Origin of the sequence: Pseudomonas sp. MWU347, from assembly GCF_017947305.1 — a bacterium.
GTDB classification, from domain to species: domain Bacteria; phylum Pseudomonadota; class Gammaproteobacteria; order Pseudomonadales; family Pseudomonadaceae; genus Aquipseudomonas; species Aquipseudomonas putida_A.
Genome location: NZ_JAFGZB010000001.1, coordinates 75,554 through 92,402, shown reverse-complemented (window position 1 = coordinate 92,402; position 16,849 = coordinate 75,554). Strand labels below are relative to the sequence as shown.

The 16,849-nt window shown below is 61.0% G+C and carries 14 protein-coding genes; 9 read left to right on the top strand and 5 right to left on the bottom strand.

Annotated features, from left to right (window positions below; genetic code table 11):
• Positions 1–177 precede the first annotated feature (177 nt).
• From rarD to KCG87_RS00385, 5 genes are all read right to left on the bottom strand, one after another.
• A complete protein-coding gene (gene rarD, locus KCG87_RS00405) occupies positions 178–1,065 on the bottom strand; it encodes an EamA family transporter RarD (RefSeq protein WP_027610684.1) in 888 nt (295 codons plus the stop codon).
• 193 nt (positions 1,066–1,258) lie between these two features.
• Positions 1,259–2,233: a serine/threonine protein kinase gene (locus tag KCG87_RS00400; protein WP_027610685.1), complete on the bottom strand. Its 975-nt coding sequence runs from the start codon at positions 2,231–2,233 to the stop codon at positions 1,259–1,261.
• Between the two features lie 209 nt (positions 2,234–2,442).
• Positions 2,443–4,344, bottom strand: a complete 1,902-nt coding sequence (locus tag KCG87_RS00395) for a PhoX family phosphatase (protein ID WP_210556520.1) — start codon at positions 4,342–4,344, stop codon at positions 2,443–2,445.
• Positions 4,345–4,414: 70 nt separating this feature from the next.
• Positions 4,415–5,179 (bottom strand): TOBE domain-containing protein, encoded by a 765-nt coding sequence (locus KCG87_RS00390; RefSeq protein WP_135296706.1) that lies wholly within the window; start codon positions 5,177–5,179, stop codon positions 4,415–4,417.
• A 189-nt stretch (positions 5,180–5,368) separates the two neighbouring features.
• Complete coding sequence (locus KCG87_RS00385) at positions 5,369–6,103, bottom strand: ComF family protein (RefSeq protein WP_210556522.1); 735 nt, start codon at positions 6,101–6,103, stop codon at positions 5,369–5,371.
• A gap of 91 nt (positions 6,104–6,194) precedes the next feature.
• Between KCG87_RS00385 and bioB the strand changes: the two genes are divergently transcribed.
• The 9 genes from bioB to KCG87_RS00340 all read left to right on the top strand — a co-directional run bounded on the left by bioB (position 6,195) and on the right by KCG87_RS00340 (position 16,733).
• Positions 6,195–7,250: a biotin synthase BioB gene (bioB, locus tag KCG87_RS00380; RefSeq protein WP_095137442.1), complete on the top strand. Its 1,056-nt coding sequence runs from the start codon at positions 6,195–6,197 to the stop codon at positions 7,248–7,250.
• A 159-nt stretch (positions 7,251–7,409) separates the two neighbouring features.
• Positions 7,410–8,588: an 8-amino-7-oxononanoate synthase gene (gene bioF / locus KCG87_RS00375; RefSeq protein WP_210556524.1), complete on the top strand. Its 1,179-nt coding sequence runs from the start codon at positions 7,410–7,412 to the stop codon at positions 8,586–8,588.
• On the top strand, positions 8,581–9,312 hold the full coding sequence (locus KCG87_RS00370) for an alpha/beta fold hydrolase (RefSeq protein WP_210556525.1): 732 nt from the start codon (positions 8,581–8,583) through the stop codon (positions 9,310–9,312). The genes bioF and KCG87_RS00370 overlap by 8 nt, the downstream gene beginning before the upstream one ends.
• Complete coding sequence (gene bioC, locus KCG87_RS00365) at positions 9,305–10,117, top strand: malonyl-ACP O-methyltransferase BioC (protein ID WP_210556527.1); 813 nt, start codon at positions 9,305–9,307, stop codon at positions 10,115–10,117. Before KCG87_RS00370 ends, bioC begins: the two co-directional genes overlap by 8 nt.
• Positions 10,114–10,794: a dethiobiotin synthase gene (gene bioD / locus KCG87_RS00360; RefSeq protein ID WP_098965936.1), complete on the top strand. Its 681-nt coding sequence runs from the start codon at positions 10,114–10,116 to the stop codon at positions 10,792–10,794. The genes bioC and bioD overlap by 4 nt, the downstream gene beginning before the upstream one ends.
• Positions 10,795–10,903: 109 nt before the next feature.
• Positions 10,904–11,200, top strand: a complete 297-nt coding sequence (locus tag KCG87_RS00355) for a hypothetical protein (RefSeq protein ID WP_003228898.1) — start codon at positions 10,904–10,906, stop codon at positions 11,198–11,200.
• Positions 11,201–11,476: 276 nt separating this feature from the next.
• Positions 11,477–13,282, top strand: coding sequence for an acyl-CoA dehydrogenase C-terminal domain-containing protein (locus KCG87_RS00350; RefSeq protein ID WP_210556529.1), 1,806 nt, complete (start codon positions 11,477–11,479; stop codon positions 13,280–13,282).
• A gap of 193 nt (positions 13,283–13,475) precedes the next feature.
• Complete coding sequence (locus tag KCG87_RS00345; protein WP_210556531.1) at positions 13,476–14,765, top strand: GGDEF domain-containing protein; 1,290 nt, start codon at positions 13,476–13,478, stop codon at positions 14,763–14,765.
• A 189-nt stretch (positions 14,766–14,954) separates the two neighbouring features.
• Complete coding sequence (locus tag KCG87_RS00340; protein ID WP_134787482.1) at positions 14,955–16,733, top strand: acyl-CoA dehydrogenase C-terminal domain-containing protein; 1,779 nt, start codon at positions 14,955–14,957, stop codon at positions 16,731–16,733.
• The last annotated feature ends 116 nt before the right edge of the window (positions 16,734–16,849 follow it).

Below are 16,849 nucleotides of genomic sequence, written 5' to 3'. Positions count from 1 at the left end.
ACCTGTAGAGACCGGGCGCAACGCCACGCCAGCGGTGGCTTGCAGCATGCTGATCAAAAAACCGCCAGCATTCAGTGACTTGCGCACAAACGGCGGGGATCACGCTGTGGATAACCTTGGGAAGGAACGTTGCAGGCCACGAGAACCGTGGCCTGCGAAGCTTTGTGCGTTTTTTGATCAGCTGCGCCGACGCAAACTGATCACCGCATCGACGCTGTACACGGCCAGACCGGCCCAGATGAAGATGAACGCGATCAGCGTGCTCGACGACAAGTGCTCACCAAACAGCAACACCGCTTGCAGCAGCACCAAGGTTGGCGCGGTGTACTGGAGGAAACCGATGGTGGTATAGGGCAGATGACGGGTGGCAGCGTTGAAACACACCAGCGGGATGAGCGTCACAGGACCCGCCGCCACCAGCCACCAGGCTTGCGAGGTGGTCCAGAACTCGGGTTGAGCGCTGGTCGCGGTCTGGTTGAACAGCAGCCAGGCCACGGCAATCGGCACCAGCATCCAGGTTTCCACCACCAGCCCCGGCAAGGCCTTGACCGGCGCCTGTTTGCGGATCAGACCGTAAAAACCGAAGGTCAGCGCCAGCACCAGCGACACCCACGGCAGACTGCCGACTTGCCACACCTGCTGCGCCACGCCGATGGCCGCCAGCCCTACCGCGATCCACTGCATGCGCCGCAGGCGTTCGCCGAGAATCAGCATCCCCAGCAGCACGTTCACCAGCGGGTTGATGTAGTAACCGAGGCTCGCCTCGAGCATGCGCCCGTTGTTCACCGACCACACGTAGGTCAGCCAGTTGGCCGCGATCAGGGTGCCGCTCAGGGCCAGAATCGCCAGGCGCTTGGGGTTGTCGAGCAACTCGCGCAACCAGCCCGGATGCTTCCACACCATCAGCAACAGCGCACCGAACAGTGCCGACCACAACACGCGGTGAATGATGATCTCGACAGCGGGGACTTCGGCGATGGCTTTGAAGTAGATCGGGAACAGGCCCCAGATGATGTAGGCACTCAGGCCCAGAATGTACCCGCGACGCGGGTTGGCGGCTTGCATGCAGAATCCTTGCTTAGGCAGCTGACAAAGCAGGGATTGTAAGGAGATTTGTTGGCAAATGAGTTTTGAATTTGTGAATACTGGCCAAATGTGGGAGCGGGCTTGCTCGCGAATGCGGTGTATCAGCAGCAGAATAATTGCCTGACACACCGCCTTCGCGAGCAAGCCCCCTCCCACAAAGGTTTGTGGTGAATCAGAAGAGTTTCAGTGGCTCTTCATTCAGCGCGGACAGTTGTTCACGCAACGCCAGCACCTGATCGCCCCAATACCGCTCCGTACCAAACCACGGAAAACTGTGCGGGAATGCCGGGTCGTCCCAGCGCCGCGCCAGCCAGGCGCTGTAGTGCATCAGGCGCAGGGCGCGCAGCGGTTCGATCAGCGCCAGTTCACGGGGATCGAAGTCGTGGAATTCGTTGTAGCCGTCCATCAGTTCCGACAGTTGCCCGAGGCATTCCTGACGGTCGCCGGCGAGCATCATCCAGATGTCCTGCACGGCCGGGCCCATGCGGCAGTCGTCGAGGTCGACAATGTGGAACATTTCATCGCGGCACATCATGTTGCCGGGGTGACAGTCGCCATGCATGCGGATGTTCTGGTGCGGCGTGGCGGCGTAGACGTCTTCGACCCGCTTGAGCAGGTCGCGGGCCACCGACTCGTAGGCCGGCAGCAGGCTCTTGGGGATGAAGTTGCCTTCAAGCAACGTCGCCAGCGAGGCATGGCCGAAGTTCTGTACGCCCAGTGCTTCACGGTGTTCGAACGGCTTGGTCGCGCCGACCGCATGAATCCGCCCGAGCAACTGGCCGAGACGATACAACTGATCGAGATTGCCCGGCTCCGGCGCACGGCCGCCGCGACGCGGAAACAGGGTGAAACGGAAACCGGCGTGTTCGTGCAGGGTCTGGCCGTTGTGGATCAGCGGCGCCACCACCGGGATTTCGACGTCGGCCAGTTCGAAGGTGAACTGGTGTTCTTCGAGGATGGCTTCGTTGGTCCAGCGTTGCGGACGGTAGAACTTGGCGATCAGCGGTTCGGAGTCTTCGATACCGACCTGATAGACGCGGTTTTCGTAGCTGTTGAGCGCCAGAATGCGTGCGTCACTGAGAAACCCGATGCTTTCGACGGCATCGAGCACGAGATCGGGTGTGAGGGTTTCAAACGGGTGGGCCATGCTGACTCCTGCGCGCAGCAGGCTGCCGCGTCCGGCCCAGCATGGTAGCGCAGACTGTGGAGGTTGAGGGTTTTGCCTTGAATAGTGGGCTGCCTGGAAGGGCCTCTTCGGGAGCAAGCCCCCTCCCACAGTGGATCTCCGGTGTGCCGACCATCTCATGCACTCAGCCGATCCAGTGTGGGAGCGGGCTTGCTCGCGAAAGCGATTTATCAGGCGCCGACGATCCCGCCATCCTCACGGGTAATCGCCATCACCGATGAACGCGGCTTGCCATTCGGCAGATGCTCGGGGAAGGTCGAACCGCCGTTCTCGCCTGGATGCTGAATCCCGACAAACAGGGTTTTCTGGTCCGGCGAGAAGCTGATCCCGGTCACTTCACAGCTAATCGGCCCGACCATGAACCGGCGAATTTCGCCGGTCTTCGGATCGGCACAGAGCATCTGGTTGTTGCCCATCCCGGCAAAGTCCCCGGCGTTGCTCGAGTCGCCGTCAGTCAGAATCCACAAGCGCCCGGCCTTGTCGAAGCCCAAACCGTCCGGGCTGTTGAACATGTTCTGCGGGGTGATGTTCGACGAACCGCTCTTCGGCGTACCGGCGTGCACGCCCGGATTGCCGGCGACCACAAACAGATCCCAGGCAAACGTCTTCGACGCGTGATCGTCGCGGTCGGTGCGCCAGCGCAGGATCTGCCCGTAGACGTTCTTCGCGCGCGGGTTCGGCCCGCCCACCGGCTGCCCGTCTTCGCCGCGCTTGGCGTTGTTGGTCAGGGTGCAATAAACCTGGCCGTCCTTCGGGCTGACGACGATCCATTCCGGGCGGTCCATACGCGTGGCGCCGACCACACTGGCGGCGAGGCGGGCGTGGATCAGCACTTCGGCCTGATCGGCGAAACCGCTGCTGGCGTCGATGCCGTTCTTGCCGTGGGTCAGTTCGATCCACTGGCCCTGGCCTTTCGGGTGATCGGGGTTGCCGTCGCCCGCGTCGAACTTCGCCACGTACAGGGTGCCGTGGTCGAGGATGTCGCGGTTGGCTTTGGCGTTGCGGTGGTTGATGCGGTCGCGGCTGATAAACTTGTAGATGAACTCGCCACGCTCGTCGTCGCCCATGTACACCACGGCGCGACCGTCATCGGTCTCGGCCAGTGCGGCGTTTTCATGCTTGAAGCGACCGAGTGCGGTGCGCTTGACCGGGGTCGATTGCGGATCGAACGGATCGATCTCGACCACCCAGCCGTGACGGTTGAGTTCGTTGGGGTTCTTGGCCATGTCGAAGCGCGGGTCGAACGGGTGCCAGTTGATCTCGCGGCTGGCGGCCGACACGCCGTAGCGCTTTTGCGCCGGATCGAACTGCTGCTGAGCGTTGCTGCTGCCGAAGCAGTCGGTGAAGTTCTCTTCGCAGGTCAGGTAGGTGCCCCACGGCGTCTTGCCGTTGGCGCAGTTCTGGAAGGTGCCGAGGACTTTCTTGCCGTGCTTGTCGGCGGCCGTCTTCATCAGCTCATGACCGGCCGCCGGGCCACTGATGCGCAGCGGCGAGTTGCCGTGGATGCGGCGGTTGTAGCGCGAGCCCTGGACGAACTGCCATTGGCCGTTCCTGCGCTGCACTTCGATCACCGACACGCCTTCACAGGCCAGCGCCTTGCGCACGTCTTCGGCCGATTGCGGCATGCCGCCGTGCGGGTAGAGGTAGCGATAATTGGTGTATTCGTTGTTGATCGCCATCAACGCACGGTTTCGGTCGTCGGGGAATTCGAACAGGCTCATGCCGTCGTTGTTGTCGCCGAATTGCACTTCCTGGGCGGCGGCGGTGCCATTGCCGCTCGGGTCGAACGCCGGGCCGTTCTTGTGCAATGGCTGACCCCAACTGATCAGCACCGAGGACTTGTAGCCCTTGGGCAGGCTGATGACGTCGGTGGTCGCGGCGGGAATGCTCTCGAAACCGAGCAGGCGGCTGTTGCCGGCGCTGATGCCGGTGGCCAGCGCGCTGCGGCTCAGCAGGTTACCGCCGAGGAACATGGCGGCGCCGCACAGTGCCCCGGCGCTGATGAAACCGCGACGGCTGAGGCCGACCATTTTTTCCAGATCAGTCGATTGGTTTTCTTCTAATAGGCTCACATCAGGCTCCCTGCTTGGTTTTGGCAGCCACCTTAATGAGCGTCGATTACGCTTTCGTTGCAGCGCCTGATTACAGCGGCGTGCCGATCAGTACGTTGGACGGCGAGAACTGCACCTGCACCGGTTGCTCGACACTCAGCCCGCGGGTGCGAAGCTGCAGCGGCTCCGCCAGAGCGCAGAGCGTCTGGCCGTTGGGCAGGGCGATGCGCACTTCGCTGGGGCCGTCCTCGGCATCGAGAATGGCTTCGATAGTGCCTTGCAGAAGATTGTGTCCAGATGTTGCAACTTGCTCCGGGGCCAGCAGTTCAAGCCAGCCAGCCTTGATCAGTGCCACCACTTCGGTACCCGGATGCAGTTCCAGGTGCACGGTGCTGTCGTGGGTGATCTGCGCGTTGATCCACAGGCCTTCGGCCAGTTCGAGGCGGATCAGGTCATTGCGGCCCTGACCTTCGATGGCCACGACTTTGCCGTGCAGCTGGTTGCGCGCGCTGGTTCTGAGCATCAATCGCCCGAGCAGATCCAGATCGCTGGCGTCCTCAGCGGCCTCCAGCACTTGTGCCTGCAAGGCCTGCAGTTTTTGATAAAGGCGCAACACCCGTTCGCCTTCGCTGGACAACCTGGCGCCGCCGCCGCCCTTGCCGCCGACCGCGCGCTCCACCAGCGGTTTCTGCGCCAGGTTGTTCAGCTCATCAATCGCATCCCATGCCGCTTTGTAACTCAGCCCGGCGCTTTTTGCGGCGCGGGTGATCGAGCCCTGTTCGGCAATGTGTTGCAGCAGGGCGATGCGCTGCGGACGGCGGACGATGTGCTGGGAGAGCAGGGTGGGCAGGGACATGGAGGGGGGCTTTTTCACGGTGGCGGTGGGGAGTGAAGTTGGCGGCTTGAACCACAAGAGTCAAGCCACACGCTGTCTCCCCTGTGGGAGCGGGCTTGCTCGCGAAGGGGTGGATCAGTCGCCAAAGATGCTGAATGTGCAGGCCTCTTCGCGAGCAAGCCCGCTCCCACAATGGAATTGTGCTGACTTTCAGTTCCCCGGTTTTGGCGTACGCGCCAGGCAATACGCGTCAACTCGCGCCGCCCCTGCATCCCGCAGCAGTCGCGCCAGTGCCTGGGCCGTGGCGCCGGTGGTCAGCACATCATCAATCAACGCGAAGTGCCGACCTTTCACCTTTGCGTCAGGGGCCAGGGCGAAGGCGTGACGCAAGTTGCGCTTGCGCGCCTTGGCGTCGAGATCCTGTTGGGCACTGGTATCGTGAATTCGTCGTAGAGCCTGTTCCTCAAAAGGCAGATCCAGCTGTTGGCTTAACCATCGCCCCAGCATTGCCGCTTGATTGAACCCACGTTGACGCAGGCGTTTCCCCGCCAACGGCACCGGCAACAACGCATCAGGCCTTGGCAAACCTTCATCGAAGCGATGTTGCAGGTATTGTCCGGCAACGTCGGCGAGCAGGTGACCAAACGGCCATTTCGCGTTGTGTTTAAAACGCGTAATCAAACTGTCCACCGGGAAGTCATAGCGCCACGGCACCACCACCTGTTCGAACGCCGGCGGCTCTAGCAGGCATCCGCCGCAGGTCAGTCCAGCGCCGGGCAGCGGCAAGGCGCAGGTCTGGCAATGGTTGCCGAGCCAGGGCAGATCGGTTTCGCAGGCGACGCAGATTGGCACTTCTGCTTCTGCGGGTTCATCGCACAACAAACAGATTTGTACGTTTTTTAAACAGATGTAAACCTGTGCTTCGTCTCGTGGTTGACAGCGCATGACTCTTCCTTAAATATGCCGAACATCCGTGTCGCGCCTGTGGGTATTCCGTTCCCACAGCCGCCAGCCAAGCATAACCAAGGAACTGCCCATGAGCGCCAGCACCTCTGCCACCCTGCGTCACGACTGGTCTTTAGCCGAAGTCAAAGCGCTCTTCGTACAGCCATTCAACGACTTGCTGTTCCAGGCGCAGACGGTGCACCGTGCCCATTTCAACGCCAACCGGGTGCAGGTTTCCACGCTGCTGTCGATCAAGACCGGCGCCTGCCCGGAAGACTGCAAGTACTGCCCGCAGTCCGGTCACTACAACACCGGCCTGGAAAAAGAAAAGCTGATGGAAGTGCAGAAAGTCCTCGAAGAGGCTGCCCGCGCCAAGGCCATTGGCTCGACCCGTTTCTGCATGGGGGCCGCGTGGAAGCACCCGTCGGCCAAAGACATGCCGTATGTGCTGAAGATGGTCGAAGGCGTGAAAGCCATGGGTCTGGAAACCTGCATGACTCTCGGTCGTCTCGATCAGGAACAGACCGAGGCGCTGGCCAAGGCTGGCCTCGATTACTACAACCACAACCTCGACACCTCGCCGGAGTTCTACGGCAGCATCATCACCACCCGCACCTACAGCGAACGCTTGCAGACGCTGGCCTACGTGCGTGAGTCGGGAATGAAGATCTGCTCCGGCGGCATTCTTGGCATGGGCGAGTCGCTGGACGACCGCGCCAACCTGTTGATCCAGTTGGCCAACCTGCCGGAGCATCCGGAATCGGTGCCGATAAACATGCTGGTGAAAGTCGCCGGCACGCCGCTGGAAAACGCCGAAGACATCGACCCGTTCGACTTCATCCGCATGCTCGCCGTGGCGCGCATCCTCATGCCGCAATCCCACGTACGCCTGTCCGCCGGCCGCGAAGCGATGAACGAGCAGATGCAGGCGTTGGCGTTCTTCGCCGGTGCCAACTCGATTTTCTACGGCGACAAACTGCTGACCACCGCCAACCCGCAGGCCGACAAGGACATGCAACTGTTCGCGCGCCTGGGCATTCAGCCGGAAGCGCGCGAAGAGCATGCCGATGAAGTGCATCAGGCCGCGATCGAGCAGGCGCTGGTGGAGCAGAAGAGCAGCGAGCAGTTCTATAACGCGGCGGTCTAAACCTGCGCGGATTTCTCTGAAGGAATGCAAAACCCCTGTGGGAGCGGGCTTGCTCGCGAAAGCGTCAGTGCAGTCGACATTAACGTTGAATGTCAGACCGCCTTCGCGAGCAAGCCCGCTCCCACAGGGAATCTGTGTCACTTGAAAGTCGAGGCCTGCATGTCTTTCGATCTCGCCGCACGCCTTGCTGCCCGCCGTGCCGAAAATCTCTATCGCCAGCGTCCGTTGCTCGAGTCCCCGCAGGGGCCTGAAGTGGTGGTCGACGGTCAGCCGTTGCTGGCGTTCTGTAACAATGACTACCTCGGTCTGGCAAATCACCCGCAGGTGATCGAAGCCTGGCGCGCCGGTGCCGAGCGCTGGGGCGTCGGTGGCGGAGCGTCGCATCTGGTGATCGGCCACAGCGGCCCGCATCACGCCCTGGAAGAAGCCCTCGCCGATCTCACTGGCCGGCCACGTGCTTTGCTGTTCACCACTGGCTACATGGCCAACCTCGGTGCGGTCACGGCATTGGTGGGGCAGGGCGATACGGTGTTGGAAGACCGCCTCAATCACGCCTCGTTGCTGGATGCCGGTCTGTTGTCCGGCGCGCGTTTCAATCGTTATCTGCACAACGACGCCGACAGCCTGGCCAAGCGCCTGGAGAAAGCCACCGGCAACACGCTGGTGGTCACCGACGGCGTGTTCAGCATGGACGGCGATCTCGCCGATCTGCCGGTGCTGGCCCGCGAGGCCAAGGCCAAGGGCGCGTGGCTGATGGTTGATGATGCCCATGGCTTCGGCCCGCTCGGTGCCAATGGCGGCGGGATCGTCGAGCATTTCGGTTTGAGTCAGGACGATGTGCCGGTGTTGGTTGGCACCCTCGGCAAGGCGTTCGGTACGGCGGGTGCTTTCGTCGCCGGCAGTGAAGAGCTGATCGAAAGCCTGATCCAGTTCGCCCGGCCCTACATCTACACCACCAGCCAGCCACCGGCGCTGGCCTGTGCGACGCTGAAAAGTCTGGAATTACTGCGCACCGAGCATTGGCGGCGTGAGCACCTTAACCTGCTGATCCGCCAATTTCGTCGAGGGGCCGAGCAGATCGGTCTGCAACTGATGGACAGCTTCACCCCGATCCAGCCGATCCTGATCGGCGATGCCGGTCGCGCCGTGCGCCTGTCGCAGCTGCTGCGCGAACGCGGCTTGATGGTCACGGCAATCCGTCCGCCTACCGTCCCGGCAGGAAGTGCACGCCTGCGCGTGACCCTGACCGCCGCTCACAGCGAGGCGCAGGTGCAGCTATTGTTAGAAGGACTGGCCGATTGCTTTGCCCAACTGCCGCCGGAGCCAAGCCATGCGTGATCGCCTGATTCTGCTGCCCGGCTGGGGCCTCGGTGTTTCGCCGCTGGAGCCTCTGGCCGCCGCTTTGCAAGGGCTTGACGAGCATCTGCATGTCGAGATCGAGCCGTTGCCGGAATTCGATTCCAGCGACTTGCAGGACTGGCTCGACGAACTCGATGAACGTATTCCTCAGGACGTGTGGCTGGGCGGTTGGTCGCTGGGCGGCATGCTTGCCTCTGAACTGGCAGCACGGCGCGGCGAGCGTTGCTGCGGTCTGCTGACGCTGGCGAGCAATCCTTCATTTGTCGCCCATGAGCATAGGCCGAGTGCGATGCCGGGCGAGACGTTCGATGCATTTCTCGCCAGTTGCCAGACCGACCCGCGGATGACCCTAAAACGGTTCTCGTTGTTGTGTGCTCAGGGCGCGCCGGACCCGCGCGGCATGTCGCGGCTGCTGCTGGGTGGCGCGCCGGCCACTTCGCCGCAAGCGTTGATGGCCGGGCTTGAACTGCTGGCGCAGATCGACACGCGCGAAGCGTTGCAGGCGTTTCGCGGCCCGCAGTTGCACCTGTTCGCCGGGCAGGACGGCCTGGTGCCTGCGGAAGCGGCGGGGGCGTTGTTCGCCCTGTTGCCGGATATCGAAATTGGTCTGATCGAACAGGCCTGTCATGCATTTCTTCTGGAAGACCCCCATGGCGTGGCGGGTGCGATCCAGGCTTTTCTACACGAGTGCGGTGATGACTGATTTGTCTCTTGTTGCGCTGCCTGGCGGCTTGCCTGACAAGCGCCAGGTCGCGGCCTCTTTCTCCCGTGCGGCGGCCAGCTACGACAGCGTTGCCGAGTTGCAGCGTGATGTCGGTTCGCAGTTGCTCGCGCGCTTGCCAGCGGGTTTTGTGCCGGCACGCTGGCTGGATCTGGGCTGCGGCACCGGGTATTTCACTCGCGTATTGGCCGAGCGATATGTCGAAGGTCAGGGGCTGGCGCTGGATATCGCCGAGGGCATGCTCAATCACGCCCGTCCTTTGGGTGGTGCGCAGCATTTCATCGCTGGCGATGCGGAACGTCTGCCGTTGCAGGATTCGACCTGTGAGCTGATCTTTTCCAGCCTTGCGGTGCAGTGGTGTGCGGACTTCGAATCGGTGCTCAGTGAGGCTTTTCGCGTACTGAAACCCGGTGGGATTTTTGCGTTTGCTAGTCTTTGTGTAGGGACGTTGTACGAGTTGCGCGACAGCTGGCGGCAGGTCGATGGTCTGGTGCACGTCAACCGCTTCCGCGAATTCGCCCGTTATGAGCAGTTGTGTGCCGCCAGCGGCTTGCGTACGGTGAGTCTGCAGAATCAGGCGCATGTGTTGCACTACCCGGATGTGCGCAGCCTGACTCACGAACTCAAGGCACTCGGCGCGCACAATCTGAACCCCGGTCGGCCGGGTGGCTTGACCGGACGCGCGCGGATTCTTGGGTTGATCGAGGCTTACGAGCAGTTCCGTCAGGCGCAGGGATTGCCGGCGACTTACCAGGTGGTCTACGCCGTGTTGGAGAAACCCTTATGAGCGCAGCCTATTTCATCACCGGGACTGACACCGATGTCGGCAAGACTACCGTGGCTGCCGGGTTGCTGCATGCTGCGCGCTCGGCAGGGCTGAGTACGGCGGCGGGGAAACCGGTTGCCTCGGGCTGCGAGGTCACCCCCAAGGGTTTGCGCAATGCCGATGCGCTGGCGCTGCTGGCCGAGTGTTCGGTGCCGCTGACTTATCAACAGGTCAATCCGGTGGCATTCGAGCCGGCCATCGCGCCGCATCTGGCCGCGCGTGAGGCCGGCGTCGCGCTGACCGTGCAATCGTTGCTGGCGCCGATGCGCGAAATTCTGGCGCTGAATGCCGATTTCACGTTGATCGAAGGGGCGGGTGGCTGGCGGGTGCCGTTGGCCGATCAGGACAATCTGTCGGATCTGGCCATCGCGTTGAAGCTGCCGGTGATTCTGGTGGTGGGTGTGCGCCTGGGCTGCATCAGCCATGCGTTGCTGACGGCCGAGGCAATTGCTCGCGATGGCCTGCAACTGGCGGGTTGGGTGGCGAATATCATTGATCCGAAAACCTCGCGGCTGGAGGAGAATCTGGCGACGCTGGCCGAGCGGATTCCCGCGCCTTGTCTGGGGCGGGTACCGAAACTGAAGTCGCTTAGCGCCGAGGCGGTGGCTGATCATCTGCAACTCGATCTGCTGGATTAATGTTTTTGGCTATGACAAGGCACTGTGCTATCAGTATTTTTGACGGGTGTTTTTCTGGCGCCTCTGCTTCAATGACAGCCATTGATCCTTCCCAAGGATGAGAACTCCCATGGAAATCTCCGGTAACACAGCTTTTTATGCGGGTTTGAGCACGATTCAGACCGGTCAGAACCGTGTCGATCAGGCCGCCAGCCAGATCGCCAACAACACCATCGAGCGTTCGGTCACCAGCCAGTCTTCCGAGGCGCAGGTCGATCGTCTGCGCGGTATCGACCGCAGTCAGCAAATGGATCCGGGCAGCGCCATGGCCGAAATGGCCCAGGGCAAGTTTCAGGTAGAGCTGGGCACCAAGGTCGCCAAGGCTTCCGATGAAATGCTCGGTACGATCATCGATACGTTTGCCTGATTTTTCGCGCCTCCTGCCTGCCGAACGCCGCGTCTTGTCGCGGCGTTTTTCGTTGTAAGTCCTTCTCCCTCAACTAATCTTTTTTCATTGCCCGTGACGCTTTGCAGTTCATGGCGGTTTGCCGTGTCCGGCATTTGAAAAAAGTCATGACGAACGGCAAAAGATCGACGCTTGACAAGATTTCGGCGTAAACGTATGTTTCAAACAACTGTTTGACCGTCACAACAAATCAACGCGGTCGTTCATTCCCGGTTACATCAGCAGAGGTTTATCGCTATGCCTGACTACAAGGCCCCCTTGCGTGATATTCGCTTCGTTCGTGACGAACTGCTCGGCTACGAAGCGCACTATCAGAACCTTCCAGCTTGCTCCGAAGCAACGCCGGACATGGTTGACGCCATTCTTGAAGAAGGCGCCAAGTTTTGTGAGCAGGTACTGGCACCGCTGAACCGCGTGGGCGACCTCGAAGGCTGCACCTGGAGCGAGTCCGGTGTGAAAACCCCGACTGGCTTTAAAGAGGCCTACAAGCAATTCGTCGAAGGCGGCTGGCCAAGTCTGGCGCACGACGTCGAGCACGGCGGTCAAGGCCTTCCAGAGTCGCTGGGTCTGGCCGTAAGCGAAATGGTCGGTGAAGCCAACTGGTCGTGGGGCATGTACCCAGGCTTGTCCCACGGCGCGATGAACACCATCTCCGAGCACGGTACCCCTGAGCAGCAAGAAGCCTATTTGACCAAACTGGTTTCCGGCGAATGGACCGGCACCATGTGCCTGACCGAACCGCACTGCGGCACCGACCTGGGCATGCTGCGCACCAAGGCCGAGCCTCAGGCTGATGGCTCCTACAAGGTTTCCGGGACCAAGATCTTCATCTCGGCCGGTGAACACGACATGGCCGACAACATCGTCCACATCGTACTGGCCCGCCTGCCGGACGCTCCGGCTGGCACCAAAGGCATTTCCCTTTTCATCGTTCCAAAATTCCTGCCGAACGCCGATGGCACCCTCGGTGCGCGCAACGCAGTGAGCTGCGGTTCGCTGGAACACAAGATGGGCATCCACGGCAACGCCACCTGCGTGATGAACTTCGACGGTGCTACCGGTTTCCTGATCGGCCCGGCGAACAAAGGCCTGAACTGCATGTTCACCTTCATGAACACCGCACGTCTGGGTACCGCGCTGCAAGGTCTGGCCCACGCCGAAATCGGCTTCCAGGGTGGCCTGAAATACGCTCGCGATCGTCTGCAAATGCGCTCCCTGACTGGCCCGAAAGCGCCGGACAAGGCCGCTGACCCGATCATCGTGCACCCTGACGTACGTCGCATGCTGCTGACCATGAAGGCCTTCGCCGAAGGCAACCGCGCGATGGTGTACTTCACCGCTAAACAGGTCGACATCGTCAAATACGGCGTCGACGAAGAAGAGAAGAAGAAAGCCGACGCACTGCTGGCGTTCATGACGCCGATCGCCAAGGCGTTCATGACCGAAGTCGGTTTCGAAGCCGCCAACCACGGCGTGCAGATCTACGGTGGCCACGGCTTCATCGCCGAGTGGGGCATGGAGCAGAACGTTCGCGACAGCCGCATTTCGATGCTGTACGAAGGCACCACCGGTATCCAGGCACTCGACCTGCTGGGCCGTAAAGTGCTGATGACTCAAGGCGAGGCCCTGAAAGGCTTCACCAAGATCGTCCACAAGTTCTGCCAGAACAACGAAGGCAACGAAGCCGTCAAAGAATTCGTTGCGCCGCTGGCTGCACTGAATAAGGAATGGGGCGAGCTGACCATGAAGGTCGGTATGGCTGCCATGAAAGATCGCGAAGAAGTCGGCGCGGCCTCCGTGGACTACCTGATGTACTCCGGTTACGCCTGCCTGGCCTACTTCTGGGCCGACATGGCACGTCTGGCCGCCGAGAAGCTGGCAGAAGGTACCGGCGACGCTGCGTTCTACACCGCCAAGCTGCAAACCGCGCGCTTCTACTTCCAGCGCATCCTGCCACGTACCCGTACCCACGTGGCCACCATGCTGTCAGGCGCCAACAACCTGATGGACATGAAAGAAGAAGACTTCGCCCTGGGCTACTAAGCCTCAACGCGGTCTGACGAAAACCGCTGCTCCTTCGGGGGGCAGCGGTTTTTTTGTTGCTGAATCGCTCAGAAACCGGGGTTTTCTGCCGTTAAAGAGACTGCGTGTGATCTGGATCACATTGTGTGTGCTTAACTGGCCACATTGCAGGCACAATGCCATCTCTTTGATATGACGGGTCGGAGCTTTACCCTTGCCGCGTTCTTCTGCTGTACGTTTCAGCCATTTCCTACCTTCACTGCTGTTGTTGCTCGCGGGGTTGGCGGCTGCGTACGTCAAAGACCTCAACGTATTCTTCACTTCGCTGTTCAACGTGTTGCCGACCCTGGTGCTGCTGTTGGGCGGGGCTTACTGTGCGGTTTACCGACGTCAGCGCGAGCTGTTTCTGATGCTCACGGTGTACATCGCTTACTTTTTGCTCGACACCCAGACCGACTATTACCGCGACAATGGCAAGGTGCGCGAAGACGCCGCCGTGGTGTTTCACCTGGTCTGTCTGCTGTTGCCGTTGCTGTTCGGGCTGTTCGCCGCGTGGCAGGAACGTACGCATTTGTTCCAGGACATGGTCGCGCGCTTCGCCGTGTTGCTGGCCTTTGGCGGTGTTGCTTTGGGGCTTGAACAAAGTTATCCGCAGGCGCTGCTGATGTGGCTCTCGGAAATCCGCTGGCCGGCGCTGCACGGCGCCTGGATGAGCCTGATCCAGATGTCCTATCCGGTATTCCTCTCGGCATTCCTGTTGCTGGCCTGGCAATACTGGCGCAATCCGCGTCCACTGCACGCGGCGCAATTGGTCGGCCTGCTCGGGGTGTTCTGGATGCTGCCGAAAACCTTCATCCTGCCGTTCACCCTGAACATCATGTGCAGTCAGGTGATGCTGATGATTGCCGCTGCCGTGGCGCATGAGGCCTATCAAATGGCCTTTCGCGATGAACTCACCGGTCTGCCGGGCCGCCGCGCGCTCAATGAACGCATGCAGCGCCTGGGGCGCAACTATGTGCTGGCGATGAGTGACGTCGATCACTTCAAGAAATTCAACGACACCCACGGTCACGACGTCGGTGACCAAGTGCTACGGCTGGTCGCCAGCAAGCTGTCGAAAATCAGCGGTGGCGGTAGGGCATATCGCTATGGGGGTGAGGAATTCGCCTTGGTGTTTGCGGGCAAAACCCTCGAGGAGTGCATGCCGCACCTGGAAGTCATCCGCGAGTCGATTGCCTCCTACAACATCCAGTTGCGAAATCAGGAGAGCCGTCCGCAGGACGATCAGCAAGGTCGTCAGCGTCGTAGCGGCAGCGGTGCTTCCAGTGTCTCGGTCACGGTCAGTATCGGTGTCGCCGAGCGTGTCGAGCAACGGACGCCGGAAGAAGTCCTCAAGTCCGCCGACCAGGCGTTATACAGCGCCAAGGGCGCCGGGCGTAACTGCGTCATGGCGTTCGGACAGAATCGTCGCGGCGCGGTGCGAATGGACAGCGCCGCTGGCTGACTCAAGCCACACGTCATCACTCAAAAGCCCGCTGATTGCGGGCTTTGTTTTATCTCTGAATGCTGGTGACCAAAAATAACAAATCAGTCACCGGTTGACCCTATGTGTCGCAAAAGTTGTTGAGGTACACTCGGCCTCAACGAAAACACTCTTCCACGAATCACCTGTTTAGATCTTGCGAGGTTTGCCATGGCTGACTACAAAGCGCCGCTGCGCGATATGCGCTTCGTCCTCAATGAAGTATTCGAAGTCGCCAAACTCTGGGCCGAACTGCCGGCCTTGGCCGAGACTGTCGATGCAGAAACCGTAGAAGCCATTCTCGAAGAAGCCGGCAAGGTCACCAGCAAAAGCATCGCCCCCCTGAGCCGTGCGGCCGACGAAGAAGGCTGCCACTGGAAGGACGGTGCCGTCAGCACCCCGGCCGGTTTCCCACAGGCCTATCAGACTTACGCTGAAGGCGGCTGGGTCGGTGTCGGTGGCGATCCGGCCTACGGCGGCATGGGCATGCCCAAGGCCGTTTCGGCTCAAGTAGAAGAGATGGTCAACTCCGCCAGCCTGTCGTTCGGTCTGTATCCGATGCTGACCGCCGGCGCCTGCCTGTCGATCAACGCCCACGCCAGCGAAGAGCTGAAGGCCGCTTACCTGCCGAACATGTACGCCGGGATCTGGGCCGGTTCCATGTGCCTGACCGAGCCGCACGCCGGCACCGACCTGGGCATCATCCGCACCAAGGCCGAACCGCAGGCCGACGGTTCCTACAAGGTCAGCGGCACCAAGATCTTCATCACCGGCGGTGAGCACGACCTGACCGAGAACATCATCCACCTGGTGCTGGCGAAACTGCCGGACGCACCTGCTGGCCCGAAAGGCATTTCGCTGTTCCTGGTGCCGAAGTTTATGGTCAATGCCGATGGCAGCTTGGGCGCGCGCAACCCGGCGAACTGCGGTTCGATCGAACACAAGATGGGCATCCAGGCATCCGCGACCTGCGTGATGAACTTCGACGAAGCTGTGGGCTATCTGGTCGGCGAGCCGAACAAGGGCCTGGCGGCGATGTTCACCATGATGAACTACGAGCGTCTGGGCGTCGGTATTCAAGGTCTGGCCAGCGGTGAGCGTTCCTATCAGAACGCCGTCGAATATGCGCGCGATCGTCTGCAGAGCCGTTCGCCGACCGGCGCGCAGAACAAGGACAAGGTTGCCGACCCGATCATCGTTCACCCGGACGTGCGTCGCATGCTGCTGACCATGAAAGCCTCGAACGAGGGCGGTCGCGCCTTCTCCACGTACGTGGCGATGCAACTCGACACCGCCAAGTTCAGCGAAGACTCGACCACTCGCAAGCGCGCAGAAGACCTGGTCGCACTGTTGACTCCGGTGGCCAAGGCATTCCTCACCGACCTGGGCCTGGAAACCACCGTGCACGGCCAGCAGATTTTCGGCGGCCACGGCTACATCCGCGAGTGGGGCCAGGAGCAACTGGTGCGTGACGTGCGCATCACCCAGATCTACGAAGGTACCAACGGCATTCAGGCACTGGACCTGGTCGGGCGCAAGATCGTCGGCAGCGGCGGCGCGTTCTACAAGCTGTTCGCTGACGAGATCCGCCACTTCACCGCGACCGCCAGCGCTGACCTCGGCGAATTCACCAAGCCGCTGAACGATGCCGTCAGTACCCTCGACGAGCTGACGGCGTGGCTGCTGGATCGGGCGAAAACCAATCCGAACGAAATCGGCGCGGCCTCGGTCGAATATCTGCAAGCGTTTGGCTACACCGCTTATGCCTACATGTGGGCACTGATGGCGAAAGCCGCGCTAGGCAAAGAAGCCCAGGAGGATTTCTACGCCAGCAAGCTGGGTACCGCACGCTTCTATTTCGCCCGTCTGCTGCCGCGTATCCACTCGCTGAGCGCGTCGGTGAAGGCGGGTAGCGAGTCGCTGTTCCTGCTGAATGCTGAGCAGTTCTGATGATGTAACGTCATGTAAGCATTCTCTTACATGACGTGCTGCTGTTCTCCCATAGGCGAAGATTGGATCCACAGCTAATCTACAACTCATGGACGTCGCGCAGGAAGCGCAAAGCA